The sequence below is a fragment of the Hyphomicrobium sp. CS1BSMeth3 genome (assembly GCF_900117415.1).
Taxonomy (GTDB): domain Bacteria; phylum Pseudomonadota; class Alphaproteobacteria; order Rhizobiales; family Hyphomicrobiaceae.
On sequence record NZ_FPEI01000005.1, the window covers coordinates 49,990 to 71,810 of the forward strand.

Here is a 21,821-nt window from a genome sequence, read left to right on the forward strand (position 1 = left end):
AGCCGGAGGATCGCCGGCCCCCATATAGCAAACGCGTGCCGGGAAGGCACGCGTTGCTGTAGGTGCGTTATATGCGCAAGGCGCCTGGATCAGAAGCGGGTGCTGGCACCGAAGCGGAAGAGCTGCTCCTTGTCGTAGCTCTCCTTCATGAGCGCCCAGCCGAAGTCGCCACGGAGCGGACCGAGCGGCGAGTTCCAGATGAGGCCGAAGCCAGCCGACACGCGCAGGCCACCACCGTCCTTGATATTCACGACGCCCTTGCTCGGATCGCCGGGAACCTCAAGCTGACCATTCAGAGCCTTGACGCTGTTCGAGATACCGAAGAGCGAACCGGCGTCCACGAAGGCCGCGCCCGAGATACCAAGTTCATCCGGGACGAACGGGATCGGGAAGCGGACCTCGGCGGTGCCCACATAGTAAGTGTGGCCACCAAGGCTGTCGTCGGTCGTCAGGTCGCGGGCGCCGATACCGAGACGGTTGAAGCCGCGGATCGTCTCACCACCCTTGTAGAACTGATCGAGCAGACGAACCTCTTCGCCACCCCAGCCCATGACGTGACCACCAGCCAGTCGGCCGACGAACGTGATGCGCTCCGTGATCGGGTAGTAGTACCGCGCCTCGCCTTGGAAGCGTGCGTACTGCACGTCGCCGCCGAGACCCGCGAAGTCAACGCCGCCCATCAGATAGTAGCCGGCCGTCGGAGTCTTGGGGTGATTGCGGCGATCATACGTGAATGACGTGCCCACGGCCGACGTCCAGTAGTCGAAGGACGTCTGATCGTTGGCCGCCATACGGATGGCCCGCGACGCGTCTTCGCTGATGTCCGACATCTTGTCGTAGCTCAGCGTGTAGGACGTGTTCACCCAGAGATACTCGCTGAGCGGCGCGCCCAGACGCACGGTGCCACCCGCCCGCGTATGCTCGTAGGGCTGGTAATCGTACTTCTGCACGATGCGATAGAAGAGGTCGAAGCCCGCCGAGAGATTGCGGTCCAAGAACCGCGGCTCGGTGAAGCTCAAATCTATCTGCATACGCTCGAGCGAGCCGCCGAGCTTCAGGCGCAGGAACTGGCCCTTGCCCATGAAATTGCGCTCGGTGAAGCCGATGTCGCCGATGATGCCTTCCTGCGATGAATAGCCTGCACCGAAGGAGATTTCGCCCGTCGGCTGCTCCGTGACGTTCACGTCCAGAACGACGCGGTCCTCGGCAGAGCCCGGCCGCCGCTTGATGTCGACAGCCTTGAAGAGACCCATGTTCTGCAGGCGCTTCTTCGCCGACTCGACGAGAAGCGGATTGTAGGCGTCGCCCTCGGCCAGGCGGAACTCGCGACGGATCACGTAGTCGCGCGTGCGCAGGTTGCCGATGACGTTGATGCGCTCGACGTAAACCCGCGGGCCTTCGTCGATGACGTAGGTGAGCGCGATAACGCGGCCAACGGCGTCGCGATCCGCACGCGGGCGGACCCGGGCAAACGTCGAGCCGCGCTCGGTCAGGACGAGCGTCAATGCCTCGACCGACTTGTCGATCTCGCCAGCATTGAAGAGGCCACCGCGCTTCGTGATGATGTAGCCCGACAGGTCCGACGTATCGACGCCCGGGAGCTTGCTCTCGATGCGGATGTCGCCGAACACGTAGGGCTCGCCCTCTTCGATCACGTACGTGATGAAGAAGCCGGATCCATCGCGATCGAGGTGCACGTCGGCGGCGACGATGCGCACGTCGGCATGACCGTTCTTCAGGTAGTACTGGCGCAGCAGCTCGCGATCGAGGTTGAGGCGGTCAGGATCGTAGAACGCCGTCCCCTTGAGGAAGTCGAACCAGCTCTCCTGGGTCGTCGTGACGATGTCGCGGAGCTGCGTGTCCGAGAACGCGCGGTTGCCGACGAACTGGATGCTCTTGACCTTGGTCGCGCCGCCCTCGTTGATTTCGAAGACGAGGTTCACGCGGCCATGATCGAGCTCGATGATCTTCGGCTCGACGGTCGCGGCGAAGCGACCCTGGCGGCGATAGACGTCGAGGATGCGCTGGACGTCGGCCTGCACCTTGGCACGCGTGAAGACCGAGCGCGGCTTGAGCTGCACCTCGGTTTCGAGCGTCGCCTTCTCGACCTGCCTGTTGCCCTCGAAGGCGATCTGATTGATCACCGGGTTCTCGACGACGGTGACGACAACCGTGCCGCCATTGCGCTCGATGCGCACATCCGAGAACAGCCCGGTCGCAAACAGGGCAGTAATGGATTGGTTGACGCGCCCTTCGTTGTAGGCGTCGCCGACCGAGAACCGCAGATATGATCTGACCGTCTCGGGTTCCACCCGCCGGTTACCGGCGACCTGGATTTCACGCACGCGAAGATCTTGCGCCTGAGCCTCGATGGCAAAGAGCCCGAGCCCCCCCGCACTTGTCATCGCGAGGGGAGCAAGAAGCGCCATTAGCAGCGCTATCGAAGATCCCCCAATCCCCAACTTCCGGAACATCGGCATTCTTAACGTCTGCCTTTTCTTGCCGTTCCCCCATGATCGGCGCAGGCCGGCTTCAGTCCTGCGCCTGTTCGCGTGCGTGGCCTCCTCTCAGGTGTCCACGTCGGCCGGTCCCCACCGGCGCGCTCGGCGCTCCGTGGTTGCATGACCATGAAACGCCGACACTCGACTGAACTTAATTAACGATTCACCCTCGGTCAGGGAAGTGGCAAGAATACAGCACCGCCCCGAATTCACCCCAGGCCGATCCATTTCCGCACGATCGGAAGATCGTTGAACGTCGCGTAAATCATCAGCATAAGCACCAAGCTCAGTCCGATCCTGAATCCGATCTCCTGCGTACGCTCGCTCAGCGGCTTACGGCGAATCGCTTCCATCAGGTAGAACAACAGGTGACCACCGTCCAAAAGCGGGATCGGGAAGAGGTTGAGCAGGCCGATACTGACCGACAGGATGGCAGTCAGATTCAGCAATGGGATGAAACCGTTGCTGGCAACCTGGCCGGAAACTTCGGCGATCCGGATGGGCCCACCGAGCTGATCGGCCGCCTCACGACCGAGGACAACGTCCTTGAGGTAGCCGAGCGTCCTGCTGATGACGAACTGAGTCTCCCGGACACCCAGAACGATCGACTCGAGCACGCCGTGACGCTGGAACTCCATGTCCTGCGCCTGAGTCGTCCGGCGGATCCCGATCACGCCGATCCGAATCTTGTTACCGAAGCGGTCCTCGTGCTCACGCCGATCGGGGGTCGCCGTCAGCGTCAGACGCAGCCCACCGCGCTCGACGTCGAACTTGAGCGCCTGGTCCGCGCTCGTCGAGACGATGCGCTGCATTTCCTGGAAGCTCTGGATGCGGCGCCCGTCGATGGCGACGATGATGTCGCCGGGCTGGAATCCAGCCCGTGCCGCGGGGCCGTCGGCAATGACCTCGTCGATCTTCGCGAGCGTGATCTGCACACCGACGATTGCAAAGATGCCGGCGAAAATCGTTATCGCAAGCAAGAAGTTGGCAATCGGTCCTGCAGCCACGATCGCGGCACGCTGGCCGAGCGATTTGGATTGGAAGGCGCCCTGACGCTCGTCCGCGCTCATGCGCTGGAGGGCGTCACGGGATGGTACGCTGGCCCCATTCTCGTCATCGACGAACTTCACGTAGCCGCCGAGGGGAATCCAGGCGAGGCGCCAGCGGGTTCCATACCGGTCGTTGAAGCCCCAGATCTCGCGACCGAAGCCAATTGAAAACGCCTGCACTTTCACGCCGCACCAACGGGCCACCAGGAAGTGCCCCAGCTCGTGGACGAAAACGACAACCGTCAGAACAAAGAGGAACGGCAGCAGGACGGACAGGAAACTCCAAATCATGTCCAAGGGTGATGCTCCCAATATTCTTTCTGGATCAAGCCCATGCCGGGCTCATAGGGACGGCCGGCAGAGGGTTTCACCGCCTCGGCCGGGTTAACTTTGAGCTAACTATACCGTCGTAGCAAGCCGCGTGCCAGCGCGCGGCCTTCTTCGTCCGCTGCGATGACATCATCAAGGCAGGCGGGCTCACACACCCGCCCCGTCCGCACGCCCTCATCGAGAGCGGCGCCTGCGAGGGCGGCAATGGCCGGGAACGGGATCTGGCGCTCTAGAAATGCGTCGACGGCGACCTCGTTGGCGGCATTGAGGATGGCGCCGGCAGTCCCACCGAGCTCCAGTGTGCGCCGGGCGAGACCGAGGGCCGGAAAGCGCTGCTCATCCGGCGCCTCGAAGGTCAGGGACCCGAGCCTGACGAGGTCGAGCCGGGTCGCGGGCGCCGACATGCGCGCCGGCCACGCGAGGCTCGAGGCGATCGGCGTGCGCATATCGGGCGTACCCATCTGGGCAATCACCGAGCCGTCGGTAAACTCCACGAAGCCATGCACGATCTGTTGCGGATGCACGACGACAGAAAGCTGGTCGACGGCAACCGGGAAGAGGTGAAAGGCCTCGATCAGCTCGAGGCACTTGTTCATGAGCGTCGCCGAGTCGACGGTGATCTTGCGGCCCATCGAGAAGTTCGGGTGGCGCGCCGCCTGCTCGGGCGTGGCGGCAGCCATCTGCTCGGCGTTCCACGTTCGGAACGGCCCTCCCGAGCCCGTCAGGACAATCCGCTCGATAAATCGGGGATCCGTGTCTGCGATGGACTGGTGGACGGCGGAATGCTCCGAATCGACCGGCAGCAGCTCGGCACCGGCCTCCTTGATTGCGGACATGAAAACAGTGCCTGCCGAGACCAGGCATTCCTTGTTGGCAAGCGCCACGCGCCGGGCGGCACGGGCTGCCGCGAAAGTCGGCCTGAGGCCAGCCGCGCCGACGATCGCAGCCATGACGCAATCGACCGGGCGCGACGCTGCCTCGATGAGTGCTGCCGGCCCGGCCGCAACCTCGGTCCCGCTGCCGGCAAGCCGCGCTTTCAGCTCCGCATAGCCGAGCTCGCTTCCGATGACCGCCATTCGCGCGCGGTGCCTCAGCGCGAGCTCCGCAAGAGCCGCCACATTCGTCTGGGCCGTGAGGACGTCGATCTCAAAGGCATCGCCATGGCGGGCGATCAGGTCGAGCGTGCTGGTGCCGACCGACCCGGTCGCGCCGAGAATGCTGATGCGGCGGGGCCGCCCCTCGCGCCCGAACGCCAGGGGTGCCGCTCCCGGGGCAATGACCGATACCTCTTGCATAGCGCTCAATTCAATCCGAGTAGCGCGCGCGCCGGCGCCTGGATATCGACCGCAATGGCGAAGATGGCGGCGGCGATCACGGCTGCCGCGAGACCATCAATGCGGTCCATGAAGCCGCCATGGCCGGGGATCAGTGCGCTTGCGTCCTTCACCCCATACTCGCGTTTCAGCGCGGATTCCAGCAAATCACCCGCCTGCGACACGACGGCAAGCAGCGCCCCCGCAATGATCATGTGCCGGGCGGATAGCTCCGGCCGTGCGAGGGCGAAAACAAGCCCGACCAGACCGCCCGCGACGATGCCGCCCGCGAGACCGCTCCAGGTCTTGTTCGGCGATACGCTCGGCATCAGCCTGTGTCCGCCGATCAGGCGCCCTGCGAAGTAAGCGCCTGTATCCGTGGCCCAAACCGTCAGCAGCAGAAAGAGCACTGCCAGGAAGCCCGCTGCGTCTCCGCGGTTCAGCCAGACCAGAGCGACCGCCGGAAGCCCTGCGTAGAGCGCACCGAGAGCCGCCATATGCCCGCGCTCTCCGAACGCCAGCAGGGCCGAGATGATCGCTGCGACCACCACCGCGATGAAGCCGAGCCCAGCGAGGCCTTTAGCCGCGAGCAGGACACCGGCCGCGACCGCGATGGCCTGGATGATCATGATCGCATCGACGCCCGCCTGGCGAACGATCCGGCCCCACTCCCAAGCGACGACGACGCCGATCGCGCCGACCATGGTCGCGAACGTCAGCCCGCCCACCCACAAGGCCGCAAGCACGACGAAAGCCAACGCCGCCGCAGAGGCAATGCGCTGACCGAGATCCCGCATGGGGGCTGGAGCCCTGGGCGTCCCGCCGTCTGTCACGCCGGCATCCTCTGGGAATCCGGCGGCGTCTTGGTGTTCTCGATCATGAGCCGAGCACCTCCTTCGCCAGCCCCCCGTAGCGCCGGTCACGCGCCTGGAAGATCGAGACGGCCTCGAGGAGCTGCTCACGCCCGAAATCAGGCCACTTCACGTCCATGAACACAAGCTCCGCATAGGCCGCCTGCCAAAGCAGGAAATTCGAGAGTCGCTGCTCGCCGCTCGTGCGGATCAGCAGATCGGGGTCGGGAACGCCGGACGTATGGAGCTCCTGCGCCAGCGTGGTCTCCGTGATCGCCGCGGGATCGATCTCGCCGCAACGGGCGCGCTCTGCAAGGCGCCGTGCAGCAGCCGCGATCTCGGCTCTGGCACCATAGTTGAAGGCGATCACCAGTGTCAGCGCCTGATTATTGCGGGTCAGCGCCTGGGCCTCGTCAATGAGCGACAGTAGCTCAGAATCGACGCGGCCGCGCTCCCCGATCACGCGGATGGCGACGCCCGCCTGATGCAGCTCCTGGAGGTCGCTCCTGATGAAGCGCTTCAGGAGCCCCATCAGGTCATCGATCTCGCTCGCCGGCCGCGCCCAGTTTTCCGACGAGAAGCTGAACAGGGTGAGATAGGGGATCTTCAGCTCGATGGCAGCCCTGACCGTGCGCTTGACGGCCTCGACGCCCATCCGGTGTCCGAGCCTGCGCGGCAGGCCACGCCTATTGGCCCAGCGCCCGTTGCCATCCATGATGATGGCGACGTGACGCGGCAGCGCCGGGCCGCTGCCGACTAGGCCAAGCTGTTGGCTGCGCTGGCTCACTGGCCTTTATTGCGCCCCCATATTGTATTGGTGCCCCGTCGGCGTGACACGCTTGCCGATCGGGTAAAAGCGGTTTGTGCGCGAACCTGTAGTCCGCGGTCAAGGATGTTGATCTCGCGCCTTGGCATGATCATGGCGGCCCCGCGGCCAGGGTCTTGGGAATTCGGTCATAGGGCAGCCGGCTTTTGGCGGCCGCAAGGTCCGTCAAACCTGCTTAATCTCGACTTCCTTAGCCGCCAGCATTTGATCGATGTCCTTGATCAGACGATCGGTCAGCTCCTGTACTTTCGTCGAACTCTTGCGCTGCTCGTCCTCGCTGATCTTGTGATCCTTCTCGAGCTTCTTGAGGACGTCCATGCCGTCACGGCGCACGTTGCGCACGCCGACGCGGGCGTGCTCGGCATACTTGTGGCCGAGCTTCACCAGCTCCTGGCGCCGCTCGGCATTGAGGGCCGGTACGGGGAGGCGGAGGAGCGTGCCGTCGACGATCGGATTGAGGCCGAGGTTCGCCTCGCGGATGGCCTTGTCGACGGCGCCGACCTGGCTCTTGTCCCAGACCTGGACGGAGATCGTGCGCGCATCGGAAACGGATACGGTCGCGACCTGGTTGAGGGGCATCTTCGCGCCGTAGACCGTGACCACCACGGGATCGAGAAGGTTCGCCGAGGCGCGGCCGGTCCGAAGACCGCCGAACTCGCGCTTCAGGCTCTCGATCACGCCGCGCATGCGGCGCTCGAGATCGTTCATATCGAAGCTCGCCGCTGTCATTGTTTCAGCCTCCAAGACTGCTGCGCTGCCCGTACACATGCGGCCGACGGGCTCGGAAACGCGTTAATCGAGCGCCGGCCATGGCGCGGGCCACCGTTGCGTTCGTGCGGGGGACGCAGCGCCTGCTGCCAGTCCAACGCGCCAGCTAATGCCGACGCGACGCCTCCGCCTCACGGCGATGTCGTGACGAGGGTCGAGCGGGCCTCGCCTCTCAACATTTTTAGGAGATTACCGCTTTCCTCGATCGAGAACACAATTACCGGAAGATCGTTGTCGCGGGCAAGGGCAATGGCGGCGCCGTCCATGACCTTGAGATTGCGCGTCAGGACCTCGTCGTAGCTCAGCCGGTCGTAGCGTTTCGCATTCGGATCCTTCTTCGGATCCGCCGAATAGACCCCGTCCACCTGGGTGGCCTTGGCCAGGACCTCGCATTCCGTCTCGATGGCGCGCAGCGCGGCCGTCGTATCGGTCGTGAAGAACGGATTGCCGGTGCCGGCCGCGAAGATCACCACCCGCCCCTCCTGGAGATGATGCAGTGCCTTGCTGCGCACGTAGGATTCGCACACGGTCGGCATCGGGATTGCCGACATCACGCGCGCATCCACCTCAGCCTGCTCGAGCGCATTCTGGAAGGCGAGCGCGTTCATGACCGTCGCCAGCATGCCCATGTAGTCGGCGGCGGCCCGGTCCATGCCTTTCGCCGCACCTGCGAGACCGCGGAAGATGTTGCCCCCGCCGATCACGACAGCGACCTCGACGCCCGTATCAACCGCCTGCTTGATGTCGGCGGCAAGCGCCTGGCAGACGCCGATGTCGATGCCGTAGCCGCCTTTGCCCATGAGGGCCTCGCCGGACAGCTTGAGGAGAATGCGCTTGTAGCGTGGTCCGCTCGTGGTTCCGCTCACCGCCATCCTCCTCTGTCCGCCGACGTCCGGCATCGAATGCCGCTGCCCGGCACGATCGTCAAGCGCCGAGAAGAGCCTGGGCCCGATTACGCCGGCTCGAGCTCGCGCTTGGCCATCATCGCCTTGAAGGCCGGACGTGCCTGCACCTTGGCGAGCCAGGCCTTGACGTTGGGATTGGCCTCGAACAGCTCGGGCGCGGCCATGGCATAGCGCACGCACTCGGCGAGATTGATGTCGGTGACGGTGAAGCGTCCGCCGACGACATATCCGGTCGCCGCCAGCGCCTTGTCGAGCACCGCGAAGGGCGCCTTGAGCGCCTCGACGGCGGCGTCGGCGATCTTGGGGTCACGCTCCGCCACGGGCTTGGCGACGCGGTGATAGAGGACCTGGATGCTCTGAGGCTCGATCTCGGTGAGCGCCCAGGCCGTCCACGTTGTCATCTGGCCGTCCTCGGCCAGGTTGGCCGGCGCGAGGGGCCCGCCGTGCTTCTTGGCGAGGTACAGGTTGATGCCGAGCGATTCGTGCAGGACCAGCCCGCCATCGTCGATGGACGGGATATGGCCGTTCGGGTTGAGCTTGAGAAACTCGGGCGACTTCGTATTGAGCGAGATGCCTGCCGCACCCGGGGTCCCAAGACGATTGGCCTGGATGACCGGCACGAGCTCGTACGGCACGCCAAGCTCGTCGCAGAGCCAGATATTGCGCGTCGCGCGCGAGCGGTAGAGCCCGTAGATCTTGAGCATGGAGGTCCCTCTATGTGGAGAAAGTCTCCATGCTTTTGGCACGCCGCGCGACAATGGTGAAGCGGCCACGCCTGAAATATTGGAATGCCTTTCCCTACTCGGCCGCAACACGCGCCGGCTTGGGGTCGCGCAGCATGGCGAGCAGAGACGCCTCCTTGCGCTTGGCCTTCTCATAGTTGGCGAGCTTGACGTGGCCGAAGCCGCGGATCTCCTCAGGGAGCCGCGCGAGGGCAATGGCGGTCGCGTGCGTCTCCTTGGAGAGGCGCCGCTCGATCTCGCCGAGCACGGCCTCGTAGTCGAGGATCATCTGCCGCTCGAGCTTACGCTCAGCCGTCATGCCGAAGAGATCCCAGCGCGTGCCACGCAGCTTCTTGCCCTTCGCGAGCAGGCGGAAGACCGGCATCATCCATGCGCCGAGGCTGATCTTCCTCGGGTGTCCGGTGACCTTGTCCCGGAAGAACCACGCGAAGGCCGGCGGCGCGAGGTGGAACTCGAGCTTGTGGTTGCCGTCGAAGGCGTCCTTGATCGCCTGCTCGAGCCGGCCGTCGGACTGCAGCCGCCCGACCTCGTACTCGTCCTTGTAGGAGAGCAGCTTGTAGTAGCCCCAGGCCACCGCCTCGGCGAGGGCGGTCGATCCCGGCTGCTTTTCCGCTTCGAGCTTGGCGATCCGATCGACCATGTCGCTGAAGCGCTTCGCGTACGCTGCGTCCTGGTAGTCGGTGAGGTACATGACGCGCGTCGCCGTGATATCGGCGAGCGTCGGCGCCGTCTTGGCCGTCCGCGGCTTCACAATGCGCTCGATGGCCTTCATGTCGTGCGCGGCAAGCCGGCCGAAACGGAAGGCCGAGCGGTTCATCTCGATGGCCGCACCATTGAGCTCGATGGCCTTCTCGATGGCCTCGGCGCTGACCGGCACTTTACCGAGCTGGTAGGCATAGCCGAGCATGAACATGTTGGAGGCAATCGAATCCGCAAAGAGCCTCACCGCCAGCTCGTGCGCATCGAGCTTATGGAGGTCACCCTTGCGAACGCGCTCCTCGATCGCGCGCAGCAGCGCGGCACCGGGGACCTTGAGATCGGGGTTGCGCGTGAAGTCCGCGACCGGCATTTCGTACGTCGAAGCAACGACGGCCGTGTGATCCGGCCGGATGGTCTCGAGCACCTTGTTCGAAGCCGTCACGACCAGATCGCAGCCAATGACGAGGTCGCTCGCTGCCGTGCCGATGCGGATCGCGTGGATGTCATCGGCCGACTTCGCCACGCGGATGTGGCAGGCAACGGCGCCGCCCTTCTGCGCGAGGCCCGTCATGTCGATCGAGCCGAAGCCCTTGCCGTCGAGGTGCGCCGCCTGGCCGAGCACCGCCGAGATCGTAACGACACCCGTGCCGCCAACGCCGGTGACGATGATCGTATAGGGCTTGTCGAGGCCCGGCTGCTTGGGCTCGGGCAGGCTCGCAAGCATGGTCGCGAGGCCACCATCGCCGGCCGCACCCTTGGGCTTCCGCGGCACCGCGCCATGCACGGTCACGAAGCTCGGGCAGAAGCCGTTGATGCAGGAGAAATCCTTGTTGCAGGTCGACTGATCGATGGCACGCTTGGTGCCAAGCTCGGTCTCGTGCGGCACGATCGCGACGCAGTTCGACTTCACGCCGCAATCGCCGCAACCTTCACAGACGGCCGGATTGATGAAGGCCCGCTTGACCGGATCAGGGAACGCGCCGCGCTTACGGCGGCGCCGCTTCTCGGCCGCGCAGGTCTGGTCGTAGATGAGCGCCGTGACGCCCTCGATCTCAGCGAGGTCCTTCTGGACCTTCATGAGATCGCGACGATGGAAAACGGGCGTGCCGGCAGGCAGGAAGCCGGACGGATATTTGTGCGGCTCGTCCGTCACGACAACGAGCTTCTTCACGCCTTCAGCAAGAACCTGCGCCGCGATGCGCCCGACCGTCGTGCCGCTCTCGAGCGATTGGCCGCCGGTCATGGCGACTGCATCGTTGTAGAGGATCTTGTAGGTGATGTTGGTGTTCGTCGCGACGGCCGCGCGGATCGCGAGGCTGCCCGAGTGCATGTACGTGCCGTCGCCGAGGTTCTGGAAGACGTGCTTGCGCTTTGAGAACGGCGCCTCGCCGACCCAGTTCGCGCCCTCCCCGCCCATATGGGTCCAGCCTTCGGTCTTCCGGTCCATCCACTGCGCCATGTAATGGCAGCCGATGCCGGCATAGGCGCGCGAGCCTTCCGGTACGACGGTCGACGAGTTGTGCGGGCAGCCTGGGCAGAAATAGGGAATGCGGGTCGCGGCCTCGGCGCTCAGCGCCTTGTTGCCGCGGATCTTCTTCCCCTCGTCGACGCGCGCGCGAATGCCCTCGTCGCACCGGCCGCCGCGGATCATGCGCTCGCCGAGCGCGAGCGCGATCTCGGTCGGCTCCAGCGCGCCCTTAGCCGGGAAGAGCCACTGCTCGTTCTCGTCCTTCTTGCCGAGCACGCGCGGGCGGTTCGGCAGGTCGTAGAGCTGCTCCTTGACCTGCGTCTCGATCAGCGAGCGCTTCTCCTCGACGACGAGAATGAGGTCGAGGCCTTCGGCGAACTTCTTGACGCCCTCGGCCTCGAGCGGCCAGGGCATACCCACCTTGTAGAGGCGCAGGCCGAGCTGATTGGCCTTGATCTCGTCGATGCCGAGCTCCTCCATGGCCGCGCGGACATCGAGGTAGCTCTTGCCGGTCGTGATGATGCCGATCTTGGGATCGGGGCCGCCGCTGGTGACGATGCGGTCCAGCTTGTTGGCGCGGGCGAAGGCGAGGATCGCGGTGCGCTTGTAGTCGTGGAGGCGGGCTTCCTTGTCGAGCGCCTGATCGCCGACGCGGATATTGAGGCCGCCCGGCGGCATCACGAAGTCGTCGGGGATCTTCACCTGCACGCGATCGAGGCGGCCATCCACGGTCGCGGTCGACTCGATGTTGTCCTTGACGCACTTGATGCCGACCCAGACGCCGGCGAAGCGCGAGAGCGCGATGCCGAGGAGGCCGTAGTCGAGGATCTCCTGCACGCCCGCCGGGTTGAGCACCGGGATCATCGCATCGAGCATCGCGAACTCGGACTGGTGCGCCGAGGTCGAGCTTTCGCAGGTGTGGTCGTCGCCGAGGAGCGCCAGCACGCCGCCGTTCTTGGACGTGCCCGCATGATTGGCATGGCGGAAGACGTCGCCCGTGCGATCGACGCCGGGCCCCTTGCCGTACCAGATGCCGAATACGCCGTCGTACTTGCCGTCGCCGCGCATCTCGGCCTGCTGGGTACCCCAGATGGCGGTCGCGGCAATGTCCTCGTTCAGGCCCGCATTGAAGACCACGTTGTGCTTGGCGAGCAGCTTGCGCGTGCGCAGCATGGCGCCTTCGAGGCCGGCAATGGGCGAGCCGCGGTAGCCGCTCACATAGCCACCCGTGTTGAGCCCCGCCTGCTTGTCGCGGACCTGCTGCATCATGACGAGGCGGACGATTGCCTGCGCGCCCGTCAGAAGCTGATGGGTATCATTCAGATCGAATTTGTCATCGAGCGTGGGGCTGCTCTTGACCATCGGAGATCACCTCTCGGGCAGCGGCCTCGTCCTGCCAGCGCGACGCGGCGCCAGCGGGTGAATTCGTACGCATCGCCCACGAACAGGCGACGCATTGGTCAACAATGCTGACATAGTATCTGGTCTTGATCAAACATCGCAATCCACTGGCGTGCATTCAAGGTCGAACGGCCTGCTGCGGGTGCAATACTGTCGATCGTTTCCCCGTGACGCGGTGCAAAACGAAAAGCCGCCGAGCATCCCGGCGGCCTCTCTCTCGTCATCGCCCAGGAGGGCGCGTGTCATTTCTTCTTGCCGGGGCGTTGCGTCAGTGCCGACGCTGCCGCCGTCTTGGCCTCTTTGCTCGCCTTCGGGTCCTTCAGAACCTTCGCTGCTGCGCTCGCGGCTTTGGCGCTCGTGACTTCGCTGCTCTTGCTCTGAGTCAGCGTCGAGGCTGCCGCTGTCTTGGCGTCCTTGCTCGCTTTGGGATCTTTCAGAACCTTGGCCGCCGCGGCGGCCGCCTTGCTGCTGGTGCTCTCGCCCTTCGCTTTCACTGCCATTTCAGTTCCCTCCAGGGATCAGCAAACGGGACCATTCACGACTCCATCAGTAAACGAATTTGCTGAGTCACGTAATGGCCTACGATCGTTTCCACTATCTGTTTTTTGGGCGCGCGAGGACGCGAGACGGAGGATTGGAAGTGCTCATGCGGATAGCAGCAGCGGGGATCGTACTAAGCACCTTCGTCATCGCGGCGAAGGCCTCCGACGAGCCGAGGTGGTTCGGCAGCAACGATGAGCAGGGCGCCTCCCTCATCTACGGCATTCCCCAGAGCGGCTACGGACCACTGAGCTTCTCGTGTACGCGAAAAAGGCGAGCCCCTCCGCTTCAGCCTCGAGCACGAGCCGGTCAAGGCCAAGACCGGCGTCAGGGTCACGGTCGTACTCGCGGCAAGCGGCATCGAGATCGGCATTCCAACGGTCGGCCAGCGCCTGGAGATGGACGACCTTTTCGTCCTCAATGGCCGGGTCCGTCTCGACGACAAGCTCAAGCGACTGCTGACCACCGGCAAGACCCTGGAAGTGCGGGTCGAGGATGGCGCCGCGGCGTATCCCTTGGCTGGCGCCCCGGAAGCGGCCCGGGCCCTATTCCAGCATTGCGGCTGAGCCTTCGGCCCACGCAGGGTCAGCCCCGGATGCTCGAAGCAATTGACATGCGCGCCAGCACCACGCCAAAAGCGGCCGACCCTATTCAACAGCTTTCCGAGGAGCGCCCACCATGTCGACCGCCGACCTGCAAGCCACGATCGATGCAGCCTGGGAGGCACGCGACGGCGTCAATGCCCAGACCAAGGGGGCCGTGCGCGATGCCGTCGAGACCGCACTCGACATGCTGGACAAGGGCACGGCGCGCACTGCCGAGAAGAAGGGCGAGGACTGGGTCGTCAACCAGTGGCTCAAGAAGGCCGTCCTGCTGTCGTTCCGACTGAACGACATGGGGATGATCTCCGGCGCCCCCGGCGGCGCAAGCTGGTGGGACAAGGTGCCGTCCAAGTTCGCCGGCATGGGCCCAGATGATTTCAAGAAGGCTGCATTCCGGGCCGTGCCTGGTGCCGTCGTGCGCCGCGGCGCCTATGTCGCCCCGAACGTCGTGCTCATGCCGTCGTTCGTCAATCTTGGCGCCTACGTCGGCGAGCGCACCATGGTCGATACCTGGGCCACGGTCGGCTCGTGTGCCCAGATCGGCAAGGACGTCCATCTCTCGGGCGGCGTCGGCATCGGCGGCGTGCTCGAACCGCTCCAGGCGAATCCAGTCATCATCGAGGACAACTGTTTCGTCGGCGCGCGCTCGGAAGTCGTCGAGGGCGTGATCGTCGGCGAGGGCTCGGTGCTCTCGATGGGCGTGTTCATCTCGGCGACGACCAAGATCGTCGACCGCAGCACCGGCCAGATCCATATCGGCAAGGTGCCGCCCTACTCGGTCGTCGTGCCGGGGACGCTGCCGGGCCTACCGCTGCCGAACGGAATGGCGGGCCCGGGCCTCTACTGCGCGGTGATCGTCAAGACCGTGGACGCGCAGACGCGCTCCAAGACGAGCATCAACGATCTGCTGCGGGACTAAGCGTCCAGATGTCGAAGTTCGCCGCACCTCGCTGCCGTGGCGCGCGGTGCGGCGAATTTCTCGATCCTCACATGAGGCTGGGAAACTACTTCTTCTTCGGCGCGGCAGCGGGTGCAGCGGGCGGCGCCTTCTGCCCTGCCGCTGCTTCCTTCGGGGCATCCAGGTCCACATAGGCGATGATCGCCTCGCGGATCTTCGTCCGCTGCTCGTCGGTGCACTTGCCCTCGCCCGGCTTGATGGGCTCGAGGAAGACCTTGAGCTCGCCTTCCTTCTCCTCGACCCTCATCTTGCCCGCGACGGCATGAATGGTCATGCGGTGCAGGGTCGTGATGTACAGGATCTGCTGATCGGTCCACTTCTTCTTGATCAGCTCGCGGCGCATCAGCGTGTCGTAGTTCGCCTGCTGCTCTTCCCACATCTCGCAGATTTGAGCCTGAGCCGAGGTATAGGCGACGCGGATAATCTCGCGCCCGCTCTCCACGGGCACGATGTTTCCGTCCCGTTTCGACTTGTCGACCTCGATGACCTTGCCGTCCGGGGTCGTGAACTTGTGCGGCAGAATCTGCCACGCATACTCCATCAGCGTGTTCACGGACTTGTCGCTGAGCTTCCCCTGCGTCTGGGCTTCGGCGCCCGATGCCAGCCCCGCGAGCGCGACCATGCCGGCAAGCGCACTTTTCAACGTCGTCGAAGCCATTCTCATCACCTCAGCCCCTCGATAGCCGTAGCACGCGCGCGAACGTCCGCTTCGCAGTTGCAGCAGCGCTGCCGATCATCCCGTGCGGCGCAGCCGCCGGGATCCGCCCCCATAGCGAAGCGCATCGCTCGGCTGCAAGTTGGGCAAACTTATGGCGTCTTTCGCGCTCGCCCTTTGCCCTGTGCCAAAGCGGCTACAATGCCTCTCAGCGTGCGCACTTCTTGCTCGGTCGCCTCCATCCGGGCAAGCATGGATCTGATGTTACGCACCATTGTCTGGCGTTTTTCCGGCGGATTAAAAAATCCAAGCCGTTCAAGCTCTCTCTCGAGGTGCTCATAGAGCCCGAGCAGCTCGTCCTTGGTCGCCGGACGCGTCGCCCCGACGTAGAGTCCGGGCGTCAGCGGCGTCTCGTAGTCGGTAACGCGACCAAGGCTCGCACGCTCGTGCTGACGCATCCACTCGTAGCCGATGAGCAGCACCGCCTGCGCCAGATTGAGCGAGGCGAATCGCGCGTTCACGGGAATCATCACAACCGCATCGCAGACCGCCACTTCGTCCGTCTCGAGACCATTGCGCTCGCGACCGAACAGAATGCCGCACCGCTGTCCCTCGGCGATTCGTCGCCGCATCTCGAGCACGAGCTGCTCGGGCGTCAGAACGGGCTTCCTCAGGTCGCGCTGACGCGCGGTCGTGGCCGCCACCCAGTTGAGGTCGCTGATTGCTTCCGAAAGCGTGCCATGCGCCACGCCGTCATCGACGACATAGTTCGCGCCCGAGGCCGCGATCCGCGCCTTCTCGTTCGGCCAGCCATCGCGCGGCGCGATCAGACGCAGCTCGTCGAGACCGGTATTGGCCATCGCGCGCGCCACCATGCCGATGTTGTCGGCAAGCTGGGGTTCCATGAGCAGCACGGCGGGCGCCGCGCCCCCCGCGAAGGCCGATCCTTTGATGTGGGCGCGGCGTATGCCGTGTCTCAGCTTGCGGATGACGCGGCGCGCCCAGAACCAGTAGCTCTCGCCTGCCCAGTTGCGCGCCAGAGCCTCGAGCGACGGCACCTCGGCGATCCCCTCTCCCGGCCCCTCGATCCTCAGCCCGCCATCACCGATAACGATCTCGCGGTGACGCCGCGCCAGGGCATCGAGCGACGAGATGCCGTCCACGTCCGTCCGGCGCTTGCAGCCGGGACAGGTTGCATCGTCCCCCTCACATTTGAGCTCCGCGCAATAGACGAGGACCGGCTCCAGCGTCGTGCGGTCCAGACCCTCGATGGCCAGCGCCGCGAGGCCCTGGTCGATGGTCTGCTCATGGACGGCCGCGACAATTTCGGCAACCGGCCTCCCTGCCGGAGCCAGCACCGGCACGGGCCTTCCGCCGCGCACTTCAATGACAACACCGACAGGCAAAGGGCTTTTTCTCCACTCGATCCGCTGCGGGGCACGGCGCCGGCTGTGCCGCCTCGGCAGCTTTGGGCCGAGCTTATAGCTCCTCGCGGCGGGATCGTCCCGTGCCCGCGCGGGCCAGGCGCCAGAACGGCCTTGATTGCGGGCCGAGGGTCCCCTATACGGTGCGGCGAGCGCTGCCCCGTTCGTCTAGCGGTTAGGACGTCAGCCTCTCACGTTGAAAACAGGGGTTCGATTCCCCTACGGGGCGCCATTTGCGAACAAAACTGCGAACCCCAGGAATGGGACCGCCTTTCGCCAGAACTGCCTGTTTCAGCACGTCTTTTCGGCCGATGATGCGGACAGCGTGATCGTCCACCTCGATCCGGTCGACGAGTGAGCCGAGATAGGCTTTCCGGAAGGGGACCTCGCCGGTGGTCAGGTTCTCCCGCATGGTCGCGCCGAACTGTTCGACGACGATCTGGCTGACCTCGACGGAGGGGCGGGCGCCGACTCTGGCGCGCGCCAAAGCTTCCTGAACGCGGTCTCGATCCAGCTTCAATGCCGTGATGCGGTCCTTGAGGATATCGTCCATTTCGGCGACGCCGTCCTCGATAGCCTGGTAGAGACGGCGCAGCCGCTCGCCGGCCTCATGGGCCTCACGCTCCAGAGCGACGATCCGTGTGTTGACGGCTTTCTCCTTTGTCGCCAGCTCGCTGCCGAGCGAGGCCAGCATGGCCGTGAGGCGGGGCGGATCGAGCAGCCGATCGACCAACTGGTCGACCACGATGGTGTCTAGCTTGTCCATGCGGATCGAGCGCCCCTTGCACACCGACTTGCCGTGCCGGGCGCAGGTCGAGCAGGAGTAATAACGGTACACATTGCCGGTCTTGGACGTGCCGGTGCGTAGGGTCATGGCGCCGTGGCAACTGGCGCAGACTGCAAGACCCGTGAGCAGGACGGGGCCGCTCACCATCCGCGGAGGGGTGACGCGGGGATTGCGTTCCTTGAGGAAGCTCTGAACCTGCTCGAACACCTGCGGCTCGACGATCGCCGGCACCTCGGCAAATACCTGCTCGGCTTCGCTCTTGCGCCGGCCGCTGCGCGCCTCGTGCCGATTGAACCGCATCCGCCCGCTGTAGACGGGGTTGCTTAGGAGGGCATGCACCGGGCCAATCGCCCAGGTGGAGCCGCCTCGCGTGCGATAGCCATGCTCATTGAGCCAGACGACGATGGATTTGACGCCCATCGGGCCGGAATCCTCGTCGCCCACCAAGAAGAGGCGGAAGATCAATCGCACCGTCTCGGCTTCGACGGGATCGATGGCGAGCTTCTTCTTGACCCGGTTTCCGCGCCGTTCGACCTCGACGGCCGTGTAGCCGAATGGCGGACGGTTGCCATTCCAATAGCCCTGGCGCGCGTTCTCCTTCATGGAGCGCAGCACGTGCTTGGCATTTTCCTTTGACTGATACTCGTCAAACAGGGCGATGACCTGCCGCATCATCACCTGAGCTGGGTCGTCACCGAGCTCCTGGGTGATCGAGACCAGCCTGACGCCGTGCTTGGCAAGCTTGCGCACGTAGAACTCGAGCCCGAAGGCGTCGCGGAAGAAGCGCGAGAACGAGTGTACGACAATGACGTCGAAGGCGTTCTCGCCATCGCATGCCCGCTCGACCATGCGCTGGAACTCGGGTCGCTTGTCGTCGGTGGCCGAGGCACCCGGCTCGACGTACTCGGCAACGACGGTCCAACTGCGCGCCTTGCACCACGCCTCGGTCTGGGCTTTCTGATCGGGGATAGAGAGATCGTTCTCGGCTTGCCGGCCAGTCGAGACGCGCAGATAGATGGCGGCGCGCGGCGTCGATGCCAGGGTTGCGGACCAGTCAAATTGACCGGCGCCGAGCCGCCGCACATCGCGCTTTCCTGTAGGATCGAACATGCTTCTTCACTCCCTTGCGCTCGTCGGACCGCGGGAGCGAATGCTAACCGTGAATGCTGGCGGAACAAGGGTGCAATGACACAACCAGTCGGCGGTTGTGGCTAAACATCCTCAGAGCGTTCATCCGGCTTTTTCGGCGAGAATAGCTTGCGCAGCACCGATCCGAGATAGGTTTGGATTGCATCCAGCTCGCCCTGGGTGATCGGGATCTCAGGGCCAAAATCATCGCTGACGACGGGATCATTCGGACCTCGAGGGTCGCTCGTGTCCGCGTCGTTCGACGGTTTGTGACCACCCTCTGGTTCAGCGTCCTCTGGCGTGTCCGGACTCATGGAGGCCCCTGGCGGCTCCAAGAGTGGCGGCTGGACTGTGAATCGATGGGCAGCAGATGAGCGATTAGATTTACTGGCAGGATATGCGCCGCGACCACTGTGCGACTTTCGTAAGATGTGAGCTGTGCGTCCGAGGTCGTTGTTGCGGTCGATGCCGGGAACAGAAGTGTCGATCCGATCGCAGCCATGATCACGACCGACAGCAGTGCCGTCGAACGCCACGCCGATACCTGGCGTTGTGCGACCACTTGTCGGGACCGCCAATCCTGACGTGCCCGAAGATAGGGCACAGCTTCCGCGCACGGTACGCCGAGCGTCGCGGCGAGCGCATGTATCGGATGGGCTGGCAGGTTTTTGGCAAAGACCGCACGCCGCCGCGGTCGCAGGAACCACAGGAACGCGGCGACTTGCAGCGCGAGGCTAGTGCCGAGTGCGATCTGATACGCCATGGGCGGATGGCGGCCGGCTTCGACGGGCCAGAGTTCGACTATAAAGCCGACGGTCACCTGCACTGCGAATGCACTGCCGATGTGCAGAAGGTTGAGCGCGCCGTTGGCACGACCGGATGCCGATTTCGGGAAGAACTCCGTCACGATGGCGTAGCTCAGGACAGTGCCGGCCCCCATGCCAGCGATCGCGACCCACGGAAGCCAGGCCGGAATTGGCCAGCGCAGGATCAGGGCGAGCTGCGCCAGCATGGCGAGGCCGGTCGCAAACCCGAAGGTTGCAGTAAGAGAAACGCCGCGCCGGCGAAGCCGATCGCCGGCAGTCCCGAGAATGAGCGCGGACGCACTCAGCGCGATCGCCATTAGCAGGAGGTGCATGACGACGTCGTGGCGCGGTAACCCTTCGACCTCAGCGAGCCACGGCCCGGCCCACAGGCTCTGTAGTGCCCAGGCCGAGCCAATCGTGGTCGCCGAGAGTGGTGCGATGCGCCAGAACCGAGCATCCCGATAGATCGCTCGGATGCTCATTCCGGAAGAGATCGCTTCACCTCGTCCTCGTGCGGGACGTTCCGGCACGAACCGCAGGATCAGAAGTGCCGCGATTGCGGATAGGATCGCCAGGAGCAGGAACAGGCCGCGCCATCCGATCGACGCGATCAGCATCTCGGCCGGCGCTGTCGCCGTGACGGCGCCGAGCGCGCCCAGCGTAATGAGCCAGCCGTTCGCGAGTGCGATCCGTTCGGCAGGGAACCACAGCACGAGAGCCTTTAGGCCAGCCATGAGTGCGCCGGCGACGCCGAGACCGATCAACGCTCTCCCGACGATCAGTCCGGCAAGGGTGTGCGCATGGGCAAAGACGGCAGCGCCGATTGCCGCGATGGTAAGCAGAACGGCTTGCACGCGGCGCGGTCCGAAGCGATCGAGCCATGCGCCGAGCGGAAGTTGAATGGCGCCGAAGGTCAGGAACAGGGTGGCTGTGAGAACGCCAAGATCGGCGGCGGATAGCCCGAACTCGCTGACGAGCGCGCCGGAGATCAGCGCATTGATGGTGCGAAAGAGATAACCGAGATAGTAGCCGGTCGCGAACGGCAGCAGTACCGTGGCGATGAGATACCACGTGCGCGAGCCATGGTTTGCTTCATCGTCCTGATCCTTTGGCCTGCTCAGGATGCGCGGCAGCTCGTCGTCCGGATCGATGGTGAAGCCATAGGAGACATGGAAATACGGATCGCGGGACAGTCCCATTGCTGTTGTCATGCGGACTACTCCTGTCGCCCTTGCCAGCAGGTTTGCAGGATTCCGTTCTGTGCAGCACGAAAGCTCTCGAGCGCGGAGGTTGTTTCGGGAGGCAGTGGAGTCGCTCGCCGCGTCGCGCGATCCATGAGCGCGACTGTCGATCTGGCGCTGGCGGCGCAGCTCCCGTCGGCAAACAACACCTGCGCCACCGTGAGCGAGGTGCGACCGATATGCTCGCAGCGCGTTCCGATTACGACCGTGCCCGGCCAGTGCATCTCGCCGAGGAAATCGATCTCGAACCGCACGATGACGAACTGGGCGTCGATCGGCAGCGGCACGCGGCGCGGGTCGTGAAGCAGCTCCATGCGCGCGTTCTGGCAGCAGACGGCGAAGACCGCATTGGAGATGTGCCCATTGCAGTCGGTGTCGGCGAAACGGAGCTTCTCCGCCGAGCGGATCGGATAGTCCATGAGGTGCGGCGGATGCCTGACGGGCGCTGACCATGCCATGTCGGTCTTCAGCGGATTGGACGTGCTCATGGCCTCAAGCCCCCTCCGGCTTGTCGCGACGCCAGACCATCCGGACGACGCCGTCGTCCGTCGCTTCCAGAAGGATCGCCCATATGGGTTGCGGCCAGGCGGGATCGTCGATCCGCACGCGAAGGTAGCTCTGCTCGGTGCCCTGCTTGGTTCTGCGCCAGGCGGCGCCGATCTCTGTGGCGCCGAGCGAGACCCGGAAGTCTGGTGCGCTTTCCGTTTCCTTGCGGTCGTTGACGATAAACTTCACGCGCGCGTTGATGCTGAGCGTGCGGATTGTTCCAGTGTAGCCGTCGTTGACGGCTGAGAAGGTTCCGATGACGGCCATGTCTTGTGGTCTC

Annotated in this window: 19 protein-coding genes, 1 tRNA gene and 2 pseudogenes; 4 read left to right on the forward strand and 18 right to left on the reverse strand. The window is 64.6% G+C overall.

What is annotated here, in order from left to right:
* Nucleotides 1-89 precede the first annotated feature (89 nt).
* The 10 genes from bamA to CS1BSM3_RS09530 form a co-directional block, all read right to left on the reverse strand.
* Nucleotides 90-2,429: an outer membrane protein assembly factor BamA gene (gene bamA, locus CS1BSM3_RS09485; RefSeq protein ID WP_143149131.1), complete on the reverse strand. Its 2,340-nt coding sequence runs from the start codon at nt 2,427-2,429 to the stop codon at nt 90-92.
* 281 nt (nt 2,430-2,710) lie between these two features.
* Nucleotides 2,711-3,841 carry an RIP metalloprotease RseP gene (gene rseP, locus CS1BSM3_RS09490; RefSeq protein WP_072386823.1) on the reverse strand — a complete coding sequence of 377 codons (1,131 nt, stop codon included), beginning with the start codon at nt 3,839-3,841 and terminating at the stop codon, nt 2,711-2,713.
* A 104-nt stretch (nt 3,842-3,945) separates the two neighbouring features.
* Nucleotides 3,946-5,175: a 1-deoxy-D-xylulose-5-phosphate reductoisomerase gene (gene dxr, locus CS1BSM3_RS09495; RefSeq protein ID WP_083528477.1), complete on the reverse strand. Its 1,230-nt coding sequence runs from the start codon at nt 5,173-5,175 to the stop codon at nt 3,946-3,948.
* Between the two features lie 5 nt (nt 5,176-5,180).
* Nucleotides 5,181-6,026 carry a phosphatidate cytidylyltransferase gene (locus CS1BSM3_RS09500; RefSeq protein ID WP_174263664.1) on the reverse strand — a complete coding sequence of 282 codons (846 nt, stop codon included), beginning with the start codon at nt 6,024-6,026 and terminating at the stop codon, nt 5,181-5,183.
* Between the two features lie 43 nt (nt 6,027-6,069).
* Nucleotides 6,070-6,831, reverse strand: coding sequence for an isoprenyl transferase (locus tag CS1BSM3_RS09505; protein ID WP_072386825.1), 762 nt, complete (start codon nt 6,829-6,831; stop codon nt 6,070-6,072).
* 204 nt (nt 6,832-7,035) lie between these two features.
* The gene (gene frr, locus CS1BSM3_RS09510; RefSeq protein ID WP_072386826.1) at nt 7,036-7,599 is read right to left on the reverse strand and encodes a ribosome recycling factor; all 564 of its coding nucleotides are present in this window, start codon (nt 7,597-7,599) and stop codon (nt 7,036-7,038) included.
* Between the two features lie 170 nt (nt 7,600-7,769).
* Complete coding sequence (gene pyrH, locus CS1BSM3_RS09515) at nt 7,770-8,510, reverse strand: UMP kinase (RefSeq protein ID WP_143149132.1); 741 nt, start codon at nt 8,508-8,510, stop codon at nt 7,770-7,772.
* 80 nt (nt 8,511-8,590) lie between these two features.
* The gene (locus tag CS1BSM3_RS09520; protein ID WP_072386827.1) at nt 8,591-9,247 is read right to left on the reverse strand and encodes a glutathione S-transferase family protein; all 657 of its coding nucleotides are present in this window, start codon (nt 9,245-9,247) and stop codon (nt 8,591-8,593) included.
* Nucleotides 9,248-9,341: 94 nt separating this feature from the next.
* Nucleotides 9,342-12,815 (reverse strand): indolepyruvate ferredoxin oxidoreductase family protein, encoded by a 3,474-nt coding sequence (locus tag CS1BSM3_RS09525; protein WP_072386828.1) that lies wholly within the window; start codon nt 12,813-12,815, stop codon nt 9,342-9,344.
* Between the two features lie 281 nt (nt 12,816-13,096).
* Entirely contained in the window at nt 13,097-13,354 is a 258-nt protein-coding gene (locus CS1BSM3_RS09530; protein WP_072386829.1) for a hypothetical protein, read from the reverse strand.
* Between the two features lie 438 nt (nt 13,355-13,792).
* Here CS1BSM3_RS09530 and CS1BSM3_RS28215 point away from each other — a divergent pair, with 438 nt between their 5' ends.
* On the forward strand, nt 13,793-13,960 hold the full coding sequence (locus CS1BSM3_RS28215; protein ID WP_174263665.1) for a hypothetical protein: 168 nt from the start codon (nt 13,793-13,795) through the stop codon (nt 13,958-13,960).
* Nucleotides 13,961-14,072: 112 nt separating this feature from the next.
* A complete protein-coding gene (gene dapD / locus CS1BSM3_RS09535; RefSeq protein ID WP_072386830.1) occupies nt 14,073-14,915 on the forward strand; it encodes a 2,3,4,5-tetrahydropyridine-2,6-dicarboxylate N-succinyltransferase in 843 nt (280 codons plus the stop codon).
* A gap of 85 nt (nt 14,916-15,000) precedes the next feature.
* On the opposite strand, the gene CS1BSM3_RS09540 is transcribed toward dapD, so the two are convergent.
* On the reverse strand, nt 15,001-15,612 hold the full coding sequence (locus CS1BSM3_RS09540; RefSeq protein ID WP_072386831.1) for a hypothetical protein: 612 nt from the start codon (nt 15,610-15,612) through the stop codon (nt 15,001-15,003).
* A gap of 149 nt (nt 15,613-15,761) precedes the next feature.
* Entirely contained in the window at nt 15,762-17,015 is a 1,254-nt protein-coding gene (locus CS1BSM3_RS09545; RefSeq protein WP_072386832.1) for an RNA methyltransferase, read from the reverse strand.
* Between the two features lie 175 nt (nt 17,016-17,190).
* Between CS1BSM3_RS09545 and CS1BSM3_RS09550 the strand changes: the two genes are divergently transcribed.
* Nucleotides 17,191-17,265, forward strand: a tRNA-Glu gene (locus tag CS1BSM3_RS09550).
* Between the two features lie 558 nt (nt 17,266-17,823).
* Here CS1BSM3_RS09550 and CS1BSM3_RS28865 read toward each other — a convergent pair.
* A pseudogene (locus tag CS1BSM3_RS28865) lies at nt 17,824-18,291 on the reverse strand (recombinase family protein); the annotation flags it as partial.
* On the opposite strand from CS1BSM3_RS28865, the gene CS1BSM3_RS28870 reads away from it, so the two are divergent.
* On the forward strand, nt 18,202-18,456 hold the full coding sequence (locus CS1BSM3_RS28870) for a hypothetical protein (RefSeq protein WP_348532895.1): 255 nt from the start codon (nt 18,202-18,204) through the stop codon (nt 18,454-18,456). The pseudogene CS1BSM3_RS28865 and the gene CS1BSM3_RS28870 sit on opposite strands and share 90 nt — an antisense overlap.
* Here CS1BSM3_RS28870 and CS1BSM3_RS28875 read toward each other — a convergent pair.
* The 5 genes and pseudogenes from CS1BSM3_RS28875 to CS1BSM3_RS09575 all read right to left on the reverse strand — a co-directional run.
* Nucleotides 18,457-18,930, reverse strand: a pseudogene (locus CS1BSM3_RS28875) (recombinase family protein); the annotation flags it as partial.
* A gap of 101 nt (nt 18,931-19,031) precedes the next feature.
* Complete coding sequence (locus tag CS1BSM3_RS09560; RefSeq protein ID WP_072386833.1) at nt 19,032-19,262, reverse strand: hypothetical protein; 231 nt, start codon at nt 19,260-19,262, stop codon at nt 19,032-19,034.
* Entirely contained in the window at nt 19,259-20,965 is a 1,707-nt protein-coding gene (locus CS1BSM3_RS09565; protein ID WP_143149133.1) for an MFS transporter, read from the reverse strand. The genes CS1BSM3_RS09560 and CS1BSM3_RS09565 overlap by 4 nt, the downstream gene beginning before the upstream one ends.
* 5 nt (nt 20,966-20,970) lie before the next feature.
* On the reverse strand, nt 20,971-21,483 hold the full coding sequence (locus tag CS1BSM3_RS09570) for an acyl-CoA thioesterase (RefSeq protein ID WP_083528479.1): 513 nt from the start codon (nt 21,481-21,483) through the stop codon (nt 20,971-20,973).
* 4 nt (nt 21,484-21,487) lie between these two features.
* Nucleotides 21,488-21,808 carry a DUF736 domain-containing protein gene (locus tag CS1BSM3_RS09575; RefSeq protein WP_072386835.1) on the reverse strand — a complete coding sequence of 107 codons (321 nt, stop codon included), beginning with the start codon at nt 21,806-21,808 and terminating at the stop codon, nt 21,488-21,490.
* Nucleotides 21,809-21,821: the final 13 nt, after the last annotated feature.

Excerpts from the sequence above, each read along its gene's own strand:
- bamA (WP_143149131.1), bottom strand. The coding sequence starts at position 2,429 with ATGGCGCTTCTTGCTCCCCTCGCGATGACAAGTGCGGGGGGGCTCGGG.
- rseP (WP_072386823.1), bottom strand. The coding sequence starts at position 3,841 with ATGATTTGGAGTTTCCTGTCCGTCCTGCTGCCGTTCCTCTTTGTTCTG.
- dxr (WP_083528477.1), bottom strand. The coding sequence starts at position 5,175 with ATGCAAGAGGTATCGGTCATTGCCCCGGGAGCGGCACCCCTGGCGTTC.
- frr (WP_072386826.1), bottom strand. The coding sequence starts at position 7,599 with ATGACAGCGGCGAGCTTCGATATGAACGATCTCGAGCGCCGCATGCGC.
- pyrH (WP_143149132.1), bottom strand. The coding sequence starts at position 8,510 with ATGGCGGTGAGCGGAACCACGAGCGGACCACGCTACAAGCGCATTCTC.
- CS1BSM3_RS09520 (WP_072386827.1), bottom strand. The coding sequence starts at position 9,247 with ATGCTCAAGATCTACGGGCTCTACCGCTCGCGCGCGACGCGCAATATC.
- CS1BSM3_RS09525 (WP_072386828.1), bottom strand. The coding sequence starts at position 12,815 with ATGGTCAAGAGCAGCCCCACGCTCGATGACAAATTCGATCTGAATGAT.
- CS1BSM3_RS09530 (WP_072386829.1), bottom strand. The coding sequence starts at position 13,354 with ATGGCAGTGAAAGCGAAGGGCGAGAGCACCAGCAGCAAGGCGGCCGCC.
- CS1BSM3_RS28215 (WP_174263665.1), top strand. The coding sequence starts at position 13,793 with ATGGACGACCTTTTCGTCCTCAATGGCCGGGTCCGTCTCGACGACAAG.
- dapD (WP_072386830.1), top strand. The coding sequence starts at position 14,073 with ATGTCGACCGCCGACCTGCAAGCCACGATCGATGCAGCCTGGGAGGCA.
- CS1BSM3_RS09540 (WP_072386831.1), bottom strand. The coding sequence starts at position 15,612 with ATGGCTTCGACGACGTTGAAAAGTGCGCTTGCCGGCATGGTCGCGCTC.
- CS1BSM3_RS28870 (WP_348532895.1), top strand. The coding sequence starts at position 18,202 with ATGCTCATTGAGCCAGACGACGATGGATTTGACGCCCATCGGGCCGGA.
- CS1BSM3_RS09560 (WP_072386833.1), bottom strand. The coding sequence starts at position 19,262 with ATGAGTCCGGACACGCCAGAGGACGCTGAACCAGAGGGTGGTCACAAA.
- CS1BSM3_RS09565 (WP_143149133.1), bottom strand. The coding sequence starts at position 20,965 with ATGACAACAGCAATGGGACTGTCCCGCGATCCGTATTTCCATGTCTCC.
- CS1BSM3_RS09570 (WP_083528479.1), bottom strand. The coding sequence starts at position 21,483 with ATGAGCACGTCCAATCCGCTGAAGACCGACATGGCATGGTCAGCGCCC.
- CS1BSM3_RS09575 (WP_072386835.1), bottom strand. The coding sequence starts at position 21,808 with ATGGCCGTCATCGGAACCTTCTCAGCCGTCAACGACGGCTACACTGGA.